Consider the following 14,337-nt stretch of genomic DNA (forward strand, 5'->3'; position numbering starts at 1 on the left):
CCGCTCTCCCTACCTTTCGCTGCTATGTTTCTCCAACAACTTCTTTTATGAAATCCATCGCTGATTCAACTGAATCAAACAGAGACTCCGTTTCTTCCTGTACATGGGTGACTTTGACTCTCCAGCATTTTTTGCCGCTTTCCATTTCAATATCAGCAAGCTGGAAGCGCAGTACGAATGAAGTGATCTGCTTCGTTTCCATCACATTTCACCCTGGCTTACACCATCTGATTTAATCTGGACGTCCGGCTTCTTTTTCCTTTTGAATTTCAGTTTTTGGAGAGAACCGACGATGCCCATCGGGAAAAACATCACTGCCAATATATAAAGAATCCCGAAAAAGATGATCCATCTCTCGAAAATCCAGTGGACCTTTGCCAGCTCTGTAAGCCAGTGATGCGAAAATTCAATGATTCCTGCACCGATGATTGCGCCGACGAGAGTCCCGACTCCGCCGATAATCGTCATCAGCAAGGCATCGAGCGTAATATCCATCGTGAAGACACTCGTGTTCACAAATCGTAGTGACACCGCATATAAAATTCCAGCAATTCCGGCAAGAACCCCTGAAACAACACTTGCGATGATTTTATACTGCAGGACACTGTAGCCAAGCGATTCTGTCCGCTGTTCATTTTCCCTGATTGCCTGGAGCACCTTCCCAAGCGGTGAATTCGTGAATCTTTTTAACAAAATGAAAACAATGACCATCGAACCGAGGCAGATCAGGTAAAAGTCCGTTCTGTCCTTCAAAAAATCCGGCACCCTGAAGGTGAATCCATCATTTCCGTAAGTGACAGTCCGCCACTTTTCCGCAAGAACCAAAAACAGCCCGGCGAACGCCATCGTGAGCATCGCGTAGAAATGGCTCTTCAGCCTCAGCGTCAGCAGTCCGACAAAATAGCTGACAACCGCTGTCAGTAAAATCGTGACCAGTACCGCCAGCAAAAAGTAGCTCGTTTCCGGTTCAAATCTTTTCATGAAGACACCAACTGTGTAAGCACCGATTCCGAAGAACATAGCATGGCCGAATGAGACGATGCCCGTGTATCCAAGCAGGATGTCATAGCTCATCGCGAGGACAGCAAAAATGAACACTTGGGAGAGCAGGATGAGCATGCTCCTTGAGTCATAGACAAAAGGGAGCACAGCCAGGAACGCGGCAACAAGCACATAGAATATGTTCATGCGATTTGAAAACATTTTTGTCATATCCGCCTCACCCCTTTGCACCGAACAAGCCCTGAGGCCTGAAGATTAATACAACTGCCATCAGCAGCATATTCGCAGCCAGCGCCAGGTCTGGCACATAGTAGGCCATGAATGAACCTGAAAGTCCGACTAAAACCGCGGCCATCACAGAGCCTGTGAAGCTGCCCATCCCGCCGATGACCACTACGATGAAGGCAAGGATTGCAAACTCCATTCCCATATCGGCATAAATTACCCCTGAATATGGACCGAGCAGCATTCCGCCAAGTGCAGCCATCCCTGCTCCGATCATGAATACAAACATGAATACCTTCTGGATGTTGATCCCCAGTGACTGGACCATTTCTTTGTTCATGACACCCGCGCGGACAACAAGGCCGATCTTTGTCTTCTTAAGCAGGTACTGAACTGCGAGAAACACCGCAAACCCTACAGCAATGATGAAAACACGGTATTTGATGATGATGACTCCGCCAAACTCCCAGCTGCCAGACAGATAATCAGGTGTCGCTGCTGAAATCTGGTTCGGACCCCAGACCACTTTTAACATTTCGGATAAAACCAGCATCAAGCCAAGCGTGATCAAGATCTGCTGCACGTGATTTCCGTAAACGGGTTTGATGATCCAGCGTTCAGCCACAATCCCAAGAATCATGCCGGTTAGAATGGCACCAATGATTCCAACAAGAAAACTTCCTGTAAAAGAATAAATCCAAATGCCGCTGTAGGCACCCCATGCAAACAATCCGCCATGGGCAAAGTTAAGTACGTCCATCAGGCCAAAGATCAATGTGAGACCGGCTGCCAGAAGGAAGATCAGCATTCCTGTAGCAAGGCCGTTAAGGCTCAGGTTAATCAAAACATCCACTCTTGCTTCCCCCTTTCCTAAGCAATTCCGAGGTATTTCCTTCTCATTTCTTCGTCCTCCCGAAGGACATTCATCGAACCGTTCGAAACTGTCCTGCCATCATCGATGATGTAAAAACTGTCTCCAATGGTGCTTGCCATCATGAAGTTTTGTTCCACAAGGATGATCGTTGTTTTGTCTTTCATTTGCAGGATCGACTCCATCACTTTCTCGACGACGATTGGGGCGAGTCCTTTGCTCGGCTCATCAATCAGCAGCAATTCATTGTCATTTACATAGGCCCTGGCAATCGACAGCATTTGCTTTTGGCCTCCACTCAAAAGTCCGCCAGGCTTTTTCCAGAACTTCTTCAAGTCAGGAAACAGTTCAAGAATCCAATCAAGTCGCTGGATGATTTCATCATTTTCTTTTTTAACCGCCACCTTGATATTTTCCTCGACGGTCAGATCAGCAAAAATCCCCTGGTCTTCCGGCACATAACCAATTCCTTTATTTGCAATCGTATAGGTTGGCAGGCTCTTGATTTCTTCTCCTTTAAATAGAACCGAACCTTTTGATGCAGGATTCAATCCCATGATTGTCCTGAGGGTCGTTGTTTTGCCTGCACCATTCCGGCCAAGCAGAACGGTCACCTCCCCTTTCGGCACTTCAAAAGACACCCCTTGAAGAATGTGGTACTGGCCGATGAATGTCTCGATTTGATCAAGCTTTAGCAGCGTGCTCACTATGCAAACCTCCTAAATATGCAGACTGAACCGTTTCATTTTTCATGATTTCTTCCGGGCTGCCGTCAGCGAGCAACGCACCGTTGAACAAAACCATGATCGTATCCGAGAGATCCATGATCATATCCATTTTGTGCTCAATCAGAACGATCGTCCTGTCTCCGCGTTGCTTGATCTTCCTGATTACTTCAAGAATCGCCGGCACTTCCTCAAGTGACATGCCTGCTGTCGGTTCATCGAGCAGAAGGACTTCGGTATTCAAAGCCAGCAGCATCGCGATTTCAAGTTTCCTTTTCTCACCGTGGGCAAGGTTCCTTGCAAGTGCATCCTTCTTGTCATCGAGCAATACCAGCTTCAGCCATTCTTCTGCCTGCTCTTCAAACTTCCTAAAGGAACGAAAATGCCTGAGCATCTGATAGCGGACGCCCTCATGTGACTGGACAGCAAGCCGAACATTCTCCATTACAGTCAGGTTCGGAAATACATTCGTGATTTGAAAAGAACGTCCGATTCCAGCTCTCGTCCTTTTAGTCGGGGATAGCTTTGTGATTTCACTGCCTTTATAGAAGACCTGTCCGTTTGACGGAATGAGCTGCCCGCTCAACAGGTTGAAGAAAGTCGTTTTTCCGGCACCGTTCGGACCGATGATCGATTTGAAATGGTTATGGGGTACTGAGATGCTGACTGAGTCTACCGCGGTATGGCCGCCAAAGGTAATACTAAGGTCTTTCGTTTCTAAAATTGCCGTCATGCTTTTCTTCACCGCCTTTATTAAAATTGCTCCATGTATTTGCCGCAGTAAAAGCATAATGAACTCCGGCTGGTCTACCGAAGTTCATTATGGATATTGTTAGTTGCGGATTGGTGGAGCTGTTTCTTCCGGAGACAGCTCACGGATCAGGACTGGGACAGGATAGTTGACTCCATCCTTTTTCTCCAGCTTGATTGCGTATAATGCCTGGAGTGCCTGATGGTCTTCTTCACGGAAGGTCATCTTTCCTTTTGGCGTTTCAAAGCTCATGCCTTCCATTGTTTTGATTAATTTCTTTGAATCCGTGTCGCCTTCCGTTTTCTTCAGCGCTTCCACAATCGCCATCGCAGCCGTCATGCCTCCTGGTGTGAACAGGTCAGGCAGTTCTCCATTGAAGCGTTTTTTATGTTCTTCAACCAGCCATTTATTCATGTCATTTTGCGGGAGATCATGATAATAAACGGTGAAGCCTTCCATGCCGACTAGCGGCTCCATCGTTGCAAGTGCAGCGATATCAGGAGCACCTGTAGAGATTTTAATGCCTTTTTCCTGAACCTTCATGTCTGCAATCTGGTTCCATGGTGAATTCGCGCCAGCCCAGACGACGAATAAGTAATCCGGCTTCTGATCGATGATTTTCTGGATGTTTGAAGTGAAATCCGTTGCAGCTGGATCTGCATATTCTTCATGGATGACTTCTGCGCCAAGTTTTTCTGCAGCCTCTTTGAATGCTGCGACTCCATCTCGGCCAAATGAATAATCAGGAGCCAGAGTAGCGATTTTCACGCCTTTCTTCGCAATTGCCGCTGCACCTGCAACAGCGTCCTGGGAAGAATTACGGGCCGTGCGGAAAATATATTCATTGAATTCAGAACCTGTGATGCTGTCTGCAACAGCTGGCTCAACGATCATGATTTTTTCATATTCCTCAGCCAATGGAAGGACTGCCAGTGTGTCGCCAGAGCTTGATGAGCCCACAAGGAAGTCCACTTCATCTTCTTCTAAAAGCTTTGTAGCTTTCTGAACAGCCACCTCTGGTTTCGTTTCTGTATCCTCCACGATGAATTCAATCTTCCGGCCAGCTACTTCATTGGTTCCGTCCGTGGCATACTCAAGTCCAAGCTCAAACCCGCGAAGCGTCTGCTTGCCATAAGCCTCAAGACCGCCAGTTTGCGATGCAAGCACGCCGATTTTGATCGGTTCCGTGTTTTTCGGTTCATCTTCCCCTTTTTCCCCTTCAGTACCGCCTGACTTCTCCGTTCCAGATCCACCACAGGCACTTGTAAACAACAGGACCAAAATGAGCATAAAAGATAAAGCAAAATTCCGTTTACCAGCTTTCATTTCCTTTTCCCCCTTTAAAAATGAAGAATCCAAAGCCCACAAGCTTTGACATCATCTTAAAAAACAGCAGTTACAAATGAGTTACATTGTGAAAGAAGGGTTTATGGAGTTTGGGGACACTATGAAAAAATCGAAAAAATCGGTTAATATGAAACTATCTTGCAAATTTTTCCGTATAGAGAGATACATACAAAAGGAGGCAACCTCAATGGATTCTGTATTCTTATTTCTTATCATCCTTTTCACGCTGCCATTTATCATTACAACTGCCATCATGACTCCGATTCAGTACAGATACATAAAAAAAATGGAAGAATTGAAGAAAGACACGAAGCTTTCACAAAGTGAAGTTTATGAGAAGATGCCTGTCCAGGAAGAAATCCTGCACATGAACCTGCAGTCGAATCTATTATTCATTCCAGCCAATATCCTCGCAGGGATGATCTATAAATTCCGCCATCGGTAAAACAGCGCTTTTTAATCAAAAGCTCGAAGGAGTGGAGCAAGTTATGATTTTTAATTTGCCAGAGCGTATGAATAAATTCTTTTGGACTCTGTTCCCTTTCATTTTTATATTCAATAGCGGTTACAATATCTTTCGCAATTGGGAACTCCAGGATTATGGTTTTAACGAAGTAGAGGATATCGGCAGATTAATGTTTGTGCTTGGTATAAGTGCTTGTGAAAGTGCACTGTTGGTCATTATCATTTGGGCTATTTTTAAGATATGGCAGAAAGCTTCGGATGATTCTAACAGAGTGTAGAGAAATAAAGTATCCCCTCCAATTTTTCTGGCAATAATCGTAATGATTTGCCTAATAAATTGGAGGGGATTTTCTTTGCACGGTATTTACTTTATAAATGAACAGATTCATATAAATGGGTTATCAAGGGAAACTAGCATTGAATTTCAGAAAAATGCCCTGCTGGATTTTATTCAGGATAAAGGTATGGCACCTGTAAAATTAAATCCATATCAATTGAACGAGCACTATACGATTCTACATGCCCTGTTCTATGACTTAAAGTCCCATAAAAGACAGATTGACTGTCTGCTCATGTATTCACAGGAATCGATCGAGGATTTTGCTTCTACTTATCCTGCAAGATGGCTGATGATCAAAAGCTATTTCAACCAGGTCTTGACGGTAGTGTGAGGATTCAAGTACTTGGTCAATGCCCATCAGTACCGCCAAACGCTATGCAGTAACCATCAAGATCCTTAATCGCAAATTCCTTCCATGGCCCATTGTTTTCATCTACCCATGGCTCAATCGCAATTGTTGCACCCTTGAATTTGAATTCTTGATATAGCTCATCCAAAGCTTGCCAATTCTCAACATAGCAATAAATGTCAAATCCATTGCCAGCATCCTTTGATGGAGGATTTGGCCTGATGTCTTTCGGGTCTCTTGCTTCGAGCAATTTGATTCCTAGCCCTGTAAAGCCATCCCGGATCACCCACCAGTCCGTTACCTCACAGCCTAATACCTCGGAATAGAATTCCTTCGATCTTTCAATATCTGAAACTAGCAGCACCTTTAATGAACTATGAATCTTCCTTTCCAAATCTTTCATCTCCTCCTTTTAAAAGGTTCCTTGTTGAAATCAAACGTTCGTCCCTTCGATAATCATCTCATACATATGCCTTGTCGGCTCCAGCGGATTGACTCCCAGCTCCTCTTCCAGCACTTCACAGCATTTTTTATACCATTTAATTGCCTGAGGACGATTATTCTTCCGGTAATAACAGAACATTAGTAAGCGATAGGCCTCTTCCCAGGTCCGATCCTTATGGAGGATTTTCTGGCACCAGTGGATTGCGGAGTCATAGTTTTCCTGCCTCACATTTAGCTGCGCCAGCTTCTCGGCACTTCGCAAAAAGTAAACGAGCAGTCTTTCGCGTTCATTGATGCACCAATCCTCATACCTTCTTTCGGGCAGAAAGTCCCCATTATACAAATATAAGGCACGCTCAAGTTCTTCTAGTGCTTTTTCCACATTCCTCTCTTCTAGGCCGGCTTCAGCCCATTCTTCGAATAAATGTGAATCCAGCTCGATTGCAGCCTGGTGGTTGATTCCGTAGCCGGTGCCTTCCCTGATGATGAAGAACGGAGCAGACCTCGCTTTTCTTCCAGGCTCAAGCACATTGTTCAATGCGTTCAGCGCGACTTTAAAATCCCTGTCCGCGCTCTTATCTTCATGCTCTGGCCAAAGAATCTGGAAGAGATCCTCCTTCAAGAGGAGCTGACCACGCTTAGTCAAAAACAGCTGGAAAAGTTCTTTTGCCTTTCCCCTCTGCCAATCCCTGTCTTCCACTTCCCTGTCACCAAGCCAGACCCTGAATTGTCCCAGCGTCTGTACCCTTAGGGTATAACCGGGATGCGCATTCAAACGCGGCAATTTCATATCTTCCAAAAGTTTCTCAGCATATGAAGGAACGATTGATTTCTTTACCGCTTCGATGAGCATCGGTGCAAAAACCTGCAAATCCCTTGGCCCAAAAGTCGTTCTTTTCTTCAGGAAAAATTCATATCCCCCTGACTTCATCAGCATTAAAAAACTGAAGAAAGCCGTTTTGAATCTCGGCTCATCATTTAGAGAATACAAGTAAAAAGAATTCCAGAACGCCAGCAGCATTTTGCCATATTCATCGCCACACTGCTTGAATAACTCATCCGCTTTGCGTAAATCAGCGCTTGCTTCCTCATACTTACCGTTATTAATCGCCGCAATGGCCATGCCAAGCGTAATAAGTGCCGACAGCCAGACATCCTTCACCTGATCGGTTTCGAGCAGTCCCTTTCTGCCTGCTTCAACAGCTCGTTCATACTCGCGCTGGCTTCCGTATAGTAGACACAGCCCCATGAGCGGCTCTGCTTTCCCTCTCTCCATATTGAGCCTCTCCATGATCTCAAGGGCTGTCTCATAACATTTTTCAGCCAGCTGCAGATCATACTGGTCAATCAGCTGTACCGCATGTCCCATTCTGATCCAGCCACATGCTTCTACGAACGGAGCCTGGATATTGATTCCATGCTGGATTCCAGATTGTGACAGAGCCTTTGCCTGGACACCGTTCCCTGTAAAAGCCTCGATCAGGGCAAGGAGGAGGTCGGTTTCACGGTGTGATTGCGGCAGCAGCCTCTTTTCTCCCGTGTCATTGACACCTTTTACCGTCGTCAAAACCCCTCTCGCTTTTTCAAAACGGCCCGTCCTCAGATATAGCCTCGCTTCAAGGTTGCCATCCTCAATCGGAACACCCATGGACTTTGCCCTCTCCATCCATTTCTCAGCCTTCAATGCTTGACCTGAATTGATCAGATTTTCAGCGAGCATGCGATATAGCCTCCCCGTTTCCTCTGCAGCCCCATCAAACATTGCTTTTTCACGCAGTTCAATTGCTTGTGCGAGTATTCGCTCAGCTTTGAGAGGCTGAATCGTATCCAGGTAGATTTTCGCCTTGCCTTCAAGCGCCTTGCTTTTCCATTCCAAGTCTCCCTGCCTGTCAGCCGTTTGGATTGCCAGATCATAGCTTGCTTCTGCCTGCATATATAATGATCGATATCGATAAACCTCAGCTTCAAGGTACAAAAGTGTGCAATAGAGCTTCTTTTCCTGCAAAGGAATTTTCGAGAGCCGATCCTGCAGGTTCTCGAGCTTCCCCATCTCCAAAAGATCCATACCCTGCTCATTCATGATGGCTGCCGCAGCATCAAATTGGCCGATTTTTTCATAGCAATACAGTGCTTCCTCCCATTGCCCTTTTTTTTCAAAATAACGCGCACTGTTCAGCATCAATAACCTGTATTGAGCGGGCTGGCTGCTGATCAGCCTGTCCTCGAGGAATTCCCGGAACAGGGCATGGTACCGGAACTGGCTGTCACCTACCTGGTGTATGAACAGATTTTTCGCAGTCAGCTGCTGAAGCATCTGAATGGACCCGTGCATACCGAGGACGTGGTCGCATACCTCTGTGCTGATTTCTTCAAAAATACTCGTCTGTTCGAGGAATTGCTGAATCATTGGCGGTTGTTTCGAAAAAACTTCGTAAACAAGGTATTGAAATAAATCCTCGAGTGATTTGGATGGTTCTGATAAAAATTCTTCCAGGCTGTGCAAATGGGGGAGCTGCTGAGCAATCATGCCAATGGCGATGACCCAGCCTTCAGTAATACTGTAAAGCTTTTCAATTTGTTCTTCTTGTATATCCAGCTGATAGTAATCGGATAGCAGCAACTCAATTTCTTCTTTGCCAAAAATCAGATCAGTCTTCGAAAGCTCATTCAGTTCGTTCTTCGCCTTCATTTTGGCGAGGATCTTCCACCCGGGCCTTGTTCTCGTTGAAATGACGAGATGAAGGTGACCAGGCATATGCTCAAGCAGCTTTTCAAGCCAGACATTGATATGATAGGAATGCTCAATTACGTGGAAATCATCCAGGATGATAGTTATCTCTGCAGGTATTTTGAGGGTTTCGTTGATGAAAATCGAACAAAGCATACTTAATTCTTCATCTCTTATGTAACGGTCCATGCTTTTCATGTATGCAGACAGTTCCAGCCCGAATTCCGGGAACAATGTTCGGATCGAGGCCGTAACGTAAGATAAAAATGGCAAAATATCGTCATCCGATGAAGTAATCGTGTACCAGCAGCAAGACTGATTCTCATCACCGACAAACATGGCAAGAGCCGTGCTTTTCCCGTACCCCGCACCAGCCTGGACGATGGTAAGAGGCTTTTCGGCAATCGCTTTCATTTTTTTCGAAAAGTTGGACCGCCTGATCCAATGCTCCTGCAAGCTAGGAACAATCAATTTTGTTTTGATCAACGGCAATGTTCCCTGCATATAATCTCCGCCCTATTTTCGTAATATTGGTACTATTCTAACATAAGGACATTAAAAAAAGACTCGAAAATTGCCGAGTCCCTGCTTTTCTTATGCTGGTTTTCTTGGTTAAAAAGATATATCCATTTCTTCGATCGGCCAGTAGCGGAGGTTCACCTTTCCTACGACCTGGTCCACGGAAATGAAGCCAAACTGCCTGCTGTCCCAGCTGCCAAGCCTGTTATCTCCAAGGACAAACAGCTTTCCTTCCGGGACTCTTTCCTCACCGGTCAAATCCATAAGCGTAAAGTCACCTGTAAGATAGCCGCCCATCGATTTTTCACGATACTGCTTCAGGAAAGGTTCATAAACCTTCTCCTCATTGACGAATAACCTGTCCTCCCGATATTCAATCTTATCTCCCGGGAGACCGATGACCCGCTTCACATAGTCTTCCTTCTCATTCGCATGGAAAACAATCACATCAAATCTTTCCAGGTCGCTCGTCTCGTACCCAAGTTTATTGACAACGACCTTATTGCCTTCTTCCAATGTCGGAAGCATCGATTCGCCATCAACCACATAATTTGAAAAAAAGAAGATCCTTATAAAAATAAATATAATCATTCCAAGGGCGAACGCTTTAATCCACTCGATTCCTTCATTTTTCATGCTCTCTCTCATCGGCTTCGATCACCACCTGTTCTCTCTTCCCCTATCGGTTCTTATTATCTTTTCCGATGCTCATATTCATTTTTACTTCCACTCTTTTGCCGATATACCAAAGTATGGCAATTATTACAAGAACAATGATGGTTCGTACCGGGTTTGTAATTAACGCCCTCACGTCATAGCCGACAAAACTGATTGTAAAAATCATTACCATTTTACCCGTTATCACGGCAAGCATATACTGGGCCATACTGATTTTTGATAAACCAGCGACGATATTGACAACAGCCGATGGAGTAAAAGGAAAGCAAAGCATCAGGAAGATTGGCCCGAACCCGTGGCGCTCGATCCAATTCATCCCCTTTTGCACCTTTGGATGGCGCTGCAAAAATCGGAGGGCCTTCCCCTGTCCATAATTACGGAATATCAAAAATACAATCAGGGCTCCAAGAACGGCCCCAATCCAGGAAAAAAGAAAACCCCACCACAGCCCAAACGCATTTGCATTCGCCATTACAAATAAAAACAGCGGTAAAAATGGCAGAAACGCTTCGAGCATCGGCAACAGGATTCCTGGTATAGGCCCAAACGACCGATACTCTCTAAGCAGATCCATAATGTTCTCGATTGTAAACCATTCTTTCATCAATTCAAAATCCATTGAAATCTCCTTGTCCAAAAACATTAGCGAGAAAAGAGCTGCAAGAACTCTTTCATTCGTACATTTTCATTTACCTCTTAAAAATGATTGTACACCCGTAAGTCAATCTTGGGAATGGTATCCAACAATCCTATTTTGCTAAAAATTCCTGCAGCGCTATCCTGTTTTCATCAAGGTTGATGGCCAGAACAGCTCCTGCTCCACTTACTCTCTGATTTTCGAAGCTTCCTTCAACAGGGATCCTCAATGTCTCGATATTCCGATTATCCTTTGACAGAATGCCTTTTCCCATGAACAGGATATCGCCTGTATCCATATTGGTGTTGACGAATGGCGTCACTACTCCCACTAGTTTTGGCAACTTCGGCAAGGTCTGGAAGCTTGCGAATTGCTTGCCGACCTCCTTGATGGCGTTTTGCTGGCGTTCGACACGTCCAAAATCTCCTACTGCATCCTGGCGGAACCTAACGTACCCCAATAAATGCTTCCCATCGAGCTTTTGGACACCAGGTTCCAGTGTTACGCCAATTCCTTCAGACATTCTCTTTTCGACATTTACCTCGACACCTTCAGGGAACGCTTCGTCAATCAAACGGACAAACCCCTCGAAATCGACTATAGAATAATATTGGAGATTAACATCGAAGTTTTCCTTGATGGTCTGCCTTAACAGTTCAGGCCCGCCTAAAGCAAAGGCAGCATTTATCTTGTTATCCCCATGGCCTGGAATCGACACATACGTATCCCTCATGATTGAAGTTAGCTTGTAGGATTCAGTATCCGGATTGTAGCTAGCAATCATGATGGTATCGGAACGTGATGCCTCTTTATCCCTTGCATCACTTCCAATTAACAGGATGTTTGTTAGGCCGTTGCGGTCACGTTCACCATTGAACTGGTACTCCTGCTTGTTTTGTTCAGCTGCTTTTTCCGAATCATTCACACCCGAACGATATTGAAAATAGGAATATAACACTGCCGCTCCAACCAAAAGGAACAGCAGAAGGAAAATACTTGACCATCTAATTCTTTTTTTCTTCTTATGCTGATGACGATCAGATCTCATTAGAAAAATCCTTCCGATTATAGGTATTTTAGAAGCATCATTTATTTTATTATTTCCTTCTTTCTCTATAACCTTAAACTTCTGTGAAGAAATTTTCAAAAATAAACCCGCAGCATATGCAAATGCCGCGGGTGCTCATAGCAGTTCAGATGATTTTAAAGATGGTCATTAAACCAATCTGCAATAGCCTCCAGACGGCTTAAGCGGAGATTAGGTTTTCCGCTTCTTGAAAGTTCATGGTTTGATTCCGGGAATCGGATGAACTTCGTTTCCTTTCCCTGTCTCTTCAATGCGATGAACAGCTGCTCTGCCTGTTCGATTGGACAACGGTAATCCTTCTCACTGTGAAGAATCAGCAAAGGTGTTTTGATTTTATCTGCATATGCAAGCGGCGAATGCTTCCACAGTGTTTCCAAATCACTGAGGTCGGCTTTTATTTGCCATTCGGTAAAGTAATAGCCAATGTCGCTGACGCCGTAAAAACTGATCCAATTTGAGATTGAGCGCTGCGTCACAGCAGCCTTGAACCTGTCAGTATGGCCGACGATCCAGTTGGTCATGAATCCGCCGTAGCTGCCTCCCGTCACTCCAAGCCTTTCTTTATCAAGAAAATCATAATTTTCCAAAGCATAATCAACCGCATCCATGACATCCTGGTAATCGCCGCCTCCATAGTCCCCCCGAACAGCATCGACAAATTGCTGGCCGTAGCCATGGCTGCCACGCGGATTGATGTACAATACCGCATACCCTTCAGCAGCAAGCACCTGGAACTCGTTAAAATATGTATTCGCATACATGGCATGCGGACCGCCGTGAATTTCAAGGATAAGCGGATATTTTTTTCCCTCTTCATATCCCGCAGGTTTCATGATCCAGCCATGAAGCGGCGTCCCGTCACTTGCGGAAAAGAAAATCTGCTCAGGCTCGGATAATATGATTGTCTCCATGAACTTTTCATTCACTGATGTCAGCTGTTTTAGTTCTCCCGTGGCCACCTCAAGCTGGAACAGTTCACCCGGAAGCAACGGATTGCTGATAGCCGCGACAATCCTTTGCTTTTGCCGGTCCAGTGTATAGCCATATACATGCTGCTGGTCGAGCAGTGCCGGATACACTTCTCCTGTTAGATTCGCGAAATACAGAACGGCATTTCCCTGGTCGCTAGCAAGAAAATAAAAGCTCTCGCTATCTTCACCCCAGATTAAACCTGGACTGTTTGCACCCTGCTGAAAATCACCGACAACTGCATCGCCAACCAGCATATCCATATTCTCAGTGATGGAGTGGACATTGCCCGTCTCCAGTTCATGGATCCACAGCTGGTTCAGCGTTGCATTTTCATACTCCCTGCCATGCCCTGTATAGCCGAGATATTTACCATCTGGAGAGAATGCAGCGTTTCCGTAGTAACCTTTTCCATCAGTAATTTTTGTTCTGTTTCCGGTTTCAATATCCATCAGCAATAAATCGCTTTTGAAAGAGAAATCACGGTCAGGTGTCTCATCCACTGAAACTACAATGGTTTTGCCATCAGGCGACCAGCACTGCAGGTGGTAATCTGCATCGCCTTTTGTCAGGAGCTCGGCCTTTTCATCTGCAAGATTAACGATGACAGTCTGCTTGTACTTTCCATCCCAGAAACCAGCTCCATCGGATTTATATTTCATTTCCTTTGCCACGAATGGTTCCAGTTTCTTTTCTTCCTTCTTCTCTGCTTCCTTTTCCAACAAATCTTCGTCCGATTTCAGGGAAACAGAGCAGGCAATCTTCTCTCCATCAGGAGCCCATACCGGACCGCTTGCTCCATTTTTGAATTCCGTAACCTGCTTTGCCTCCCCGCCTATAGCATCGATAACGAAGATCTGATTTTTCCCGTTTCGATTCGAAACGAACGCCAGCTTTGAACCATCCGGTGACCATCTTGGCGAATGATTCCGGTTTTCGCCATATGTCCATTGCTTCGGAGCATCACCTTTTTCAATATCGATTATGTATAAATTTGAAGCATAATCATTCTTCTTTTCCAGCATTTCCGTCTGTACAAACACACACTTCTTGCCATCAGGCGAAAACTGTGGATCTGTCACTGATTTCAATTGATAAAAATCCTCCGCTTTGAGGAATCTTTTTTCTCCCACCTTAGCAGCCACCCTTCCTAAACCAAAATTTTGTTGTCTTCCTTATTTCGATAACAGAAATAATTTT

The 14,337-nt window shown here is 45.1% G+C and carries 15 protein-coding genes; 3 read left to right on the top strand and 12 right to left on the bottom strand.

Going from position 1 to position 14,337, the window contains the following annotated elements:
• Positions 1-22: 22 nt before the first annotated feature.
• From ACXAEA_RS17800 to ACXAEA_RS17825, 6 genes are all read right to left on the bottom strand, one after another.
• The gene (locus tag ACXAEA_RS17800) at positions 23-202 is read right to left on the bottom strand and encodes a hypothetical protein (protein ID WP_475097195.1); all 180 of its coding nucleotides are present in this window, start codon (positions 200-202) and stop codon (positions 23-25) included.
• On the bottom strand, positions 202-1,212 hold the full coding sequence (locus tag ACXAEA_RS17805) for a branched-chain amino acid ABC transporter permease (RefSeq protein WP_475097196.1): 1,011 nt from the start codon (positions 1,210-1,212) through the stop codon (positions 202-204). The genes ACXAEA_RS17800 and ACXAEA_RS17805 overlap by 1 nt, the downstream gene beginning before the upstream one ends.
• A gap of 7 nt (positions 1,213-1,219) precedes the next feature.
• Positions 1,220-2,080: a branched-chain amino acid ABC transporter permease gene (locus ACXAEA_RS17810; RefSeq protein WP_475097197.1), complete on the bottom strand. Its 861-nt coding sequence runs from the start codon at positions 2,078-2,080 to the stop codon at positions 1,220-1,222.
• A 17-nt stretch (positions 2,081-2,097) separates the two neighbouring features.
• A complete protein-coding gene (locus tag ACXAEA_RS17815; protein ID WP_475097198.1) occupies positions 2,098-2,805 on the bottom strand; it encodes an ABC transporter ATP-binding protein in 708 nt (235 codons plus the stop codon).
• The gene (locus ACXAEA_RS17820) at positions 2,783-3,556 is read right to left on the bottom strand and encodes an ABC transporter ATP-binding protein (RefSeq protein WP_475097199.1); all 774 of its coding nucleotides are present in this window, start codon (positions 3,554-3,556) and stop codon (positions 2,783-2,785) included. Before ACXAEA_RS17820 ends, ACXAEA_RS17815 begins: the two co-directional genes overlap by 23 nt.
• A gap of 99 nt (positions 3,557-3,655) precedes the next feature.
• On the bottom strand, positions 3,656-4,864 hold the full coding sequence (locus tag ACXAEA_RS17825; protein WP_475098166.1) for a substrate-binding domain-containing protein: 1,209 nt from the start codon (positions 4,862-4,864) through the stop codon (positions 3,656-3,658).
• Positions 4,865-5,108: 244 nt separating this feature from the next.
• On the opposite strand from ACXAEA_RS17825, the gene ACXAEA_RS17830 reads away from it, so the two are divergent.
• From ACXAEA_RS17830 to ACXAEA_RS17840, 3 genes are all read left to right on the top strand, one after another.
• A complete protein-coding gene (locus tag ACXAEA_RS17830; RefSeq protein WP_475097200.1) occupies positions 5,109-5,366 on the top strand; it encodes a DUF3949 domain-containing protein in 258 nt (85 codons plus the stop codon).
• A 43-nt stretch (positions 5,367-5,409) separates the two neighbouring features.
• A complete protein-coding gene (locus ACXAEA_RS17835) occupies positions 5,410-5,664 on the top strand; it encodes a hypothetical protein (RefSeq protein WP_475097201.1) in 255 nt (84 codons plus the stop codon).
• Between the two features lie 75 nt (positions 5,665-5,739).
• The gene (locus ACXAEA_RS17840; RefSeq protein WP_475097202.1) at positions 5,740-6,057 is read left to right on the top strand and encodes a hypothetical protein; all 318 of its coding nucleotides are present in this window, start codon (positions 5,740-5,742) and stop codon (positions 6,055-6,057) included.
• 16 nt (positions 6,058-6,073) lie between these two features.
• Here ACXAEA_RS17840 and ACXAEA_RS17845 read toward each other — a convergent pair whose 3' ends face one another.
• From ACXAEA_RS17845 to ACXAEA_RS17870, 6 genes are all read right to left on the bottom strand, one after another.
• On the bottom strand, positions 6,074-6,469 hold the full coding sequence (locus tag ACXAEA_RS17845) for a VOC family protein (RefSeq protein ID WP_475097203.1): 396 nt from the start codon (positions 6,467-6,469) through the stop codon (positions 6,074-6,076).
• A gap of 39 nt (positions 6,470-6,508) precedes the next feature.
• A complete protein-coding gene (locus tag ACXAEA_RS17850; protein WP_475097204.1) occupies positions 6,509-9,751 on the bottom strand; it encodes a winged helix-turn-helix domain-containing protein in 3,243 nt (1,080 codons plus the stop codon).
• A gap of 108 nt (positions 9,752-9,859) precedes the next feature.
• Positions 9,860-10,414, bottom strand: a complete 555-nt coding sequence (gene lepB, locus ACXAEA_RS17855) for a signal peptidase I (protein WP_475097205.1) — start codon at positions 10,412-10,414, stop codon at positions 9,860-9,862.
• 31 nt (positions 10,415-10,445) lie between these two features.
• Entirely contained in the window at positions 10,446-11,063 is a 618-nt protein-coding gene (locus ACXAEA_RS17860) for a TVP38/TMEM64 family protein (protein WP_475097206.1), read from the bottom strand.
• 130 nt (positions 11,064-11,193) lie between these two features.
• Complete coding sequence (locus ACXAEA_RS17865; RefSeq protein ID WP_475097207.1) at positions 11,194-12,129, bottom strand: LCP family protein; 936 nt, start codon at positions 12,127-12,129, stop codon at positions 11,194-11,196.
• 155 nt (positions 12,130-12,284) lie between these two features.
• The gene (locus ACXAEA_RS17870; protein WP_475097208.1) at positions 12,285-14,270 is read right to left on the bottom strand and encodes a S9 family peptidase; all 1,986 of its coding nucleotides are present in this window, start codon (positions 14,268-14,270) and stop codon (positions 12,285-12,287) included.
• Positions 14,271-14,337 lie beyond the last annotated feature (67 nt).

This window comes from Mesobacillus sp. ABV4_180, from assembly GCF_056158485.1.

Bases quoted from the DNA above. Each gene is read 5' to 3' on its own strand.
- ACXAEA_RS17835 (WP_475097201.1), top strand. From the start codon at position 5,410: ATGATTTTTAATTTGCCAGAGCGTATGAATAAATTCTTTTGGACTCTG.
- lepB (WP_475097205.1), bottom strand. From the start codon at position 10,414: ATGAGAGAGAGCATGAAAAATGAAGGAATCGAGTGGATTAAAGCGTTC.
- ACXAEA_RS17865 (WP_475097207.1), bottom strand. From the start codon at position 12,129: ATGAGATCTGATCGTCATCAGCATAAGAAGAAAAAAAGAATTAGATGG.
- ACXAEA_RS17850 (WP_475097204.1), bottom strand. From the start codon at position 9,751: ATGCAGGGAACATTGCCGTTGATCAAAACAAAATTGATTGTTCCTAGC.
- ACXAEA_RS17830 (WP_475097200.1), top strand. From the start codon at position 5,109: ATGGATTCTGTATTCTTATTTCTTATCATCCTTTTCACGCTGCCATTT.
- ACXAEA_RS17805 (WP_475097196.1), bottom strand. From the start codon at position 1,212: ATGACAAAAATGTTTTCAAATCGCATGAACATATTCTATGTGCTTGTT.
- ACXAEA_RS17820 (WP_475097199.1), bottom strand. From the start codon at position 3,556: ATGACGGCAATTTTAGAAACGAAAGACCTTAGTATTACCTTTGGCGGC.
- ACXAEA_RS17860 (WP_475097206.1), bottom strand. From the start codon at position 11,063: ATGGATTTTGAATTGATGAAAGAATGGTTTACAATCGAGAACATTATG.
- ACXAEA_RS17825 (WP_475098166.1), bottom strand. From the start codon at position 4,864: ATGCTCATTTTGGTCCTGTTGTTTACAAGTGCCTGTGGTGGATCTGGA.
- ACXAEA_RS17800 (WP_475097195.1), bottom strand. From the start codon at position 202: ATGGAAACGAAGCAGATCACTTCATTCGTACTGCGCTTCCAGCTTGCT.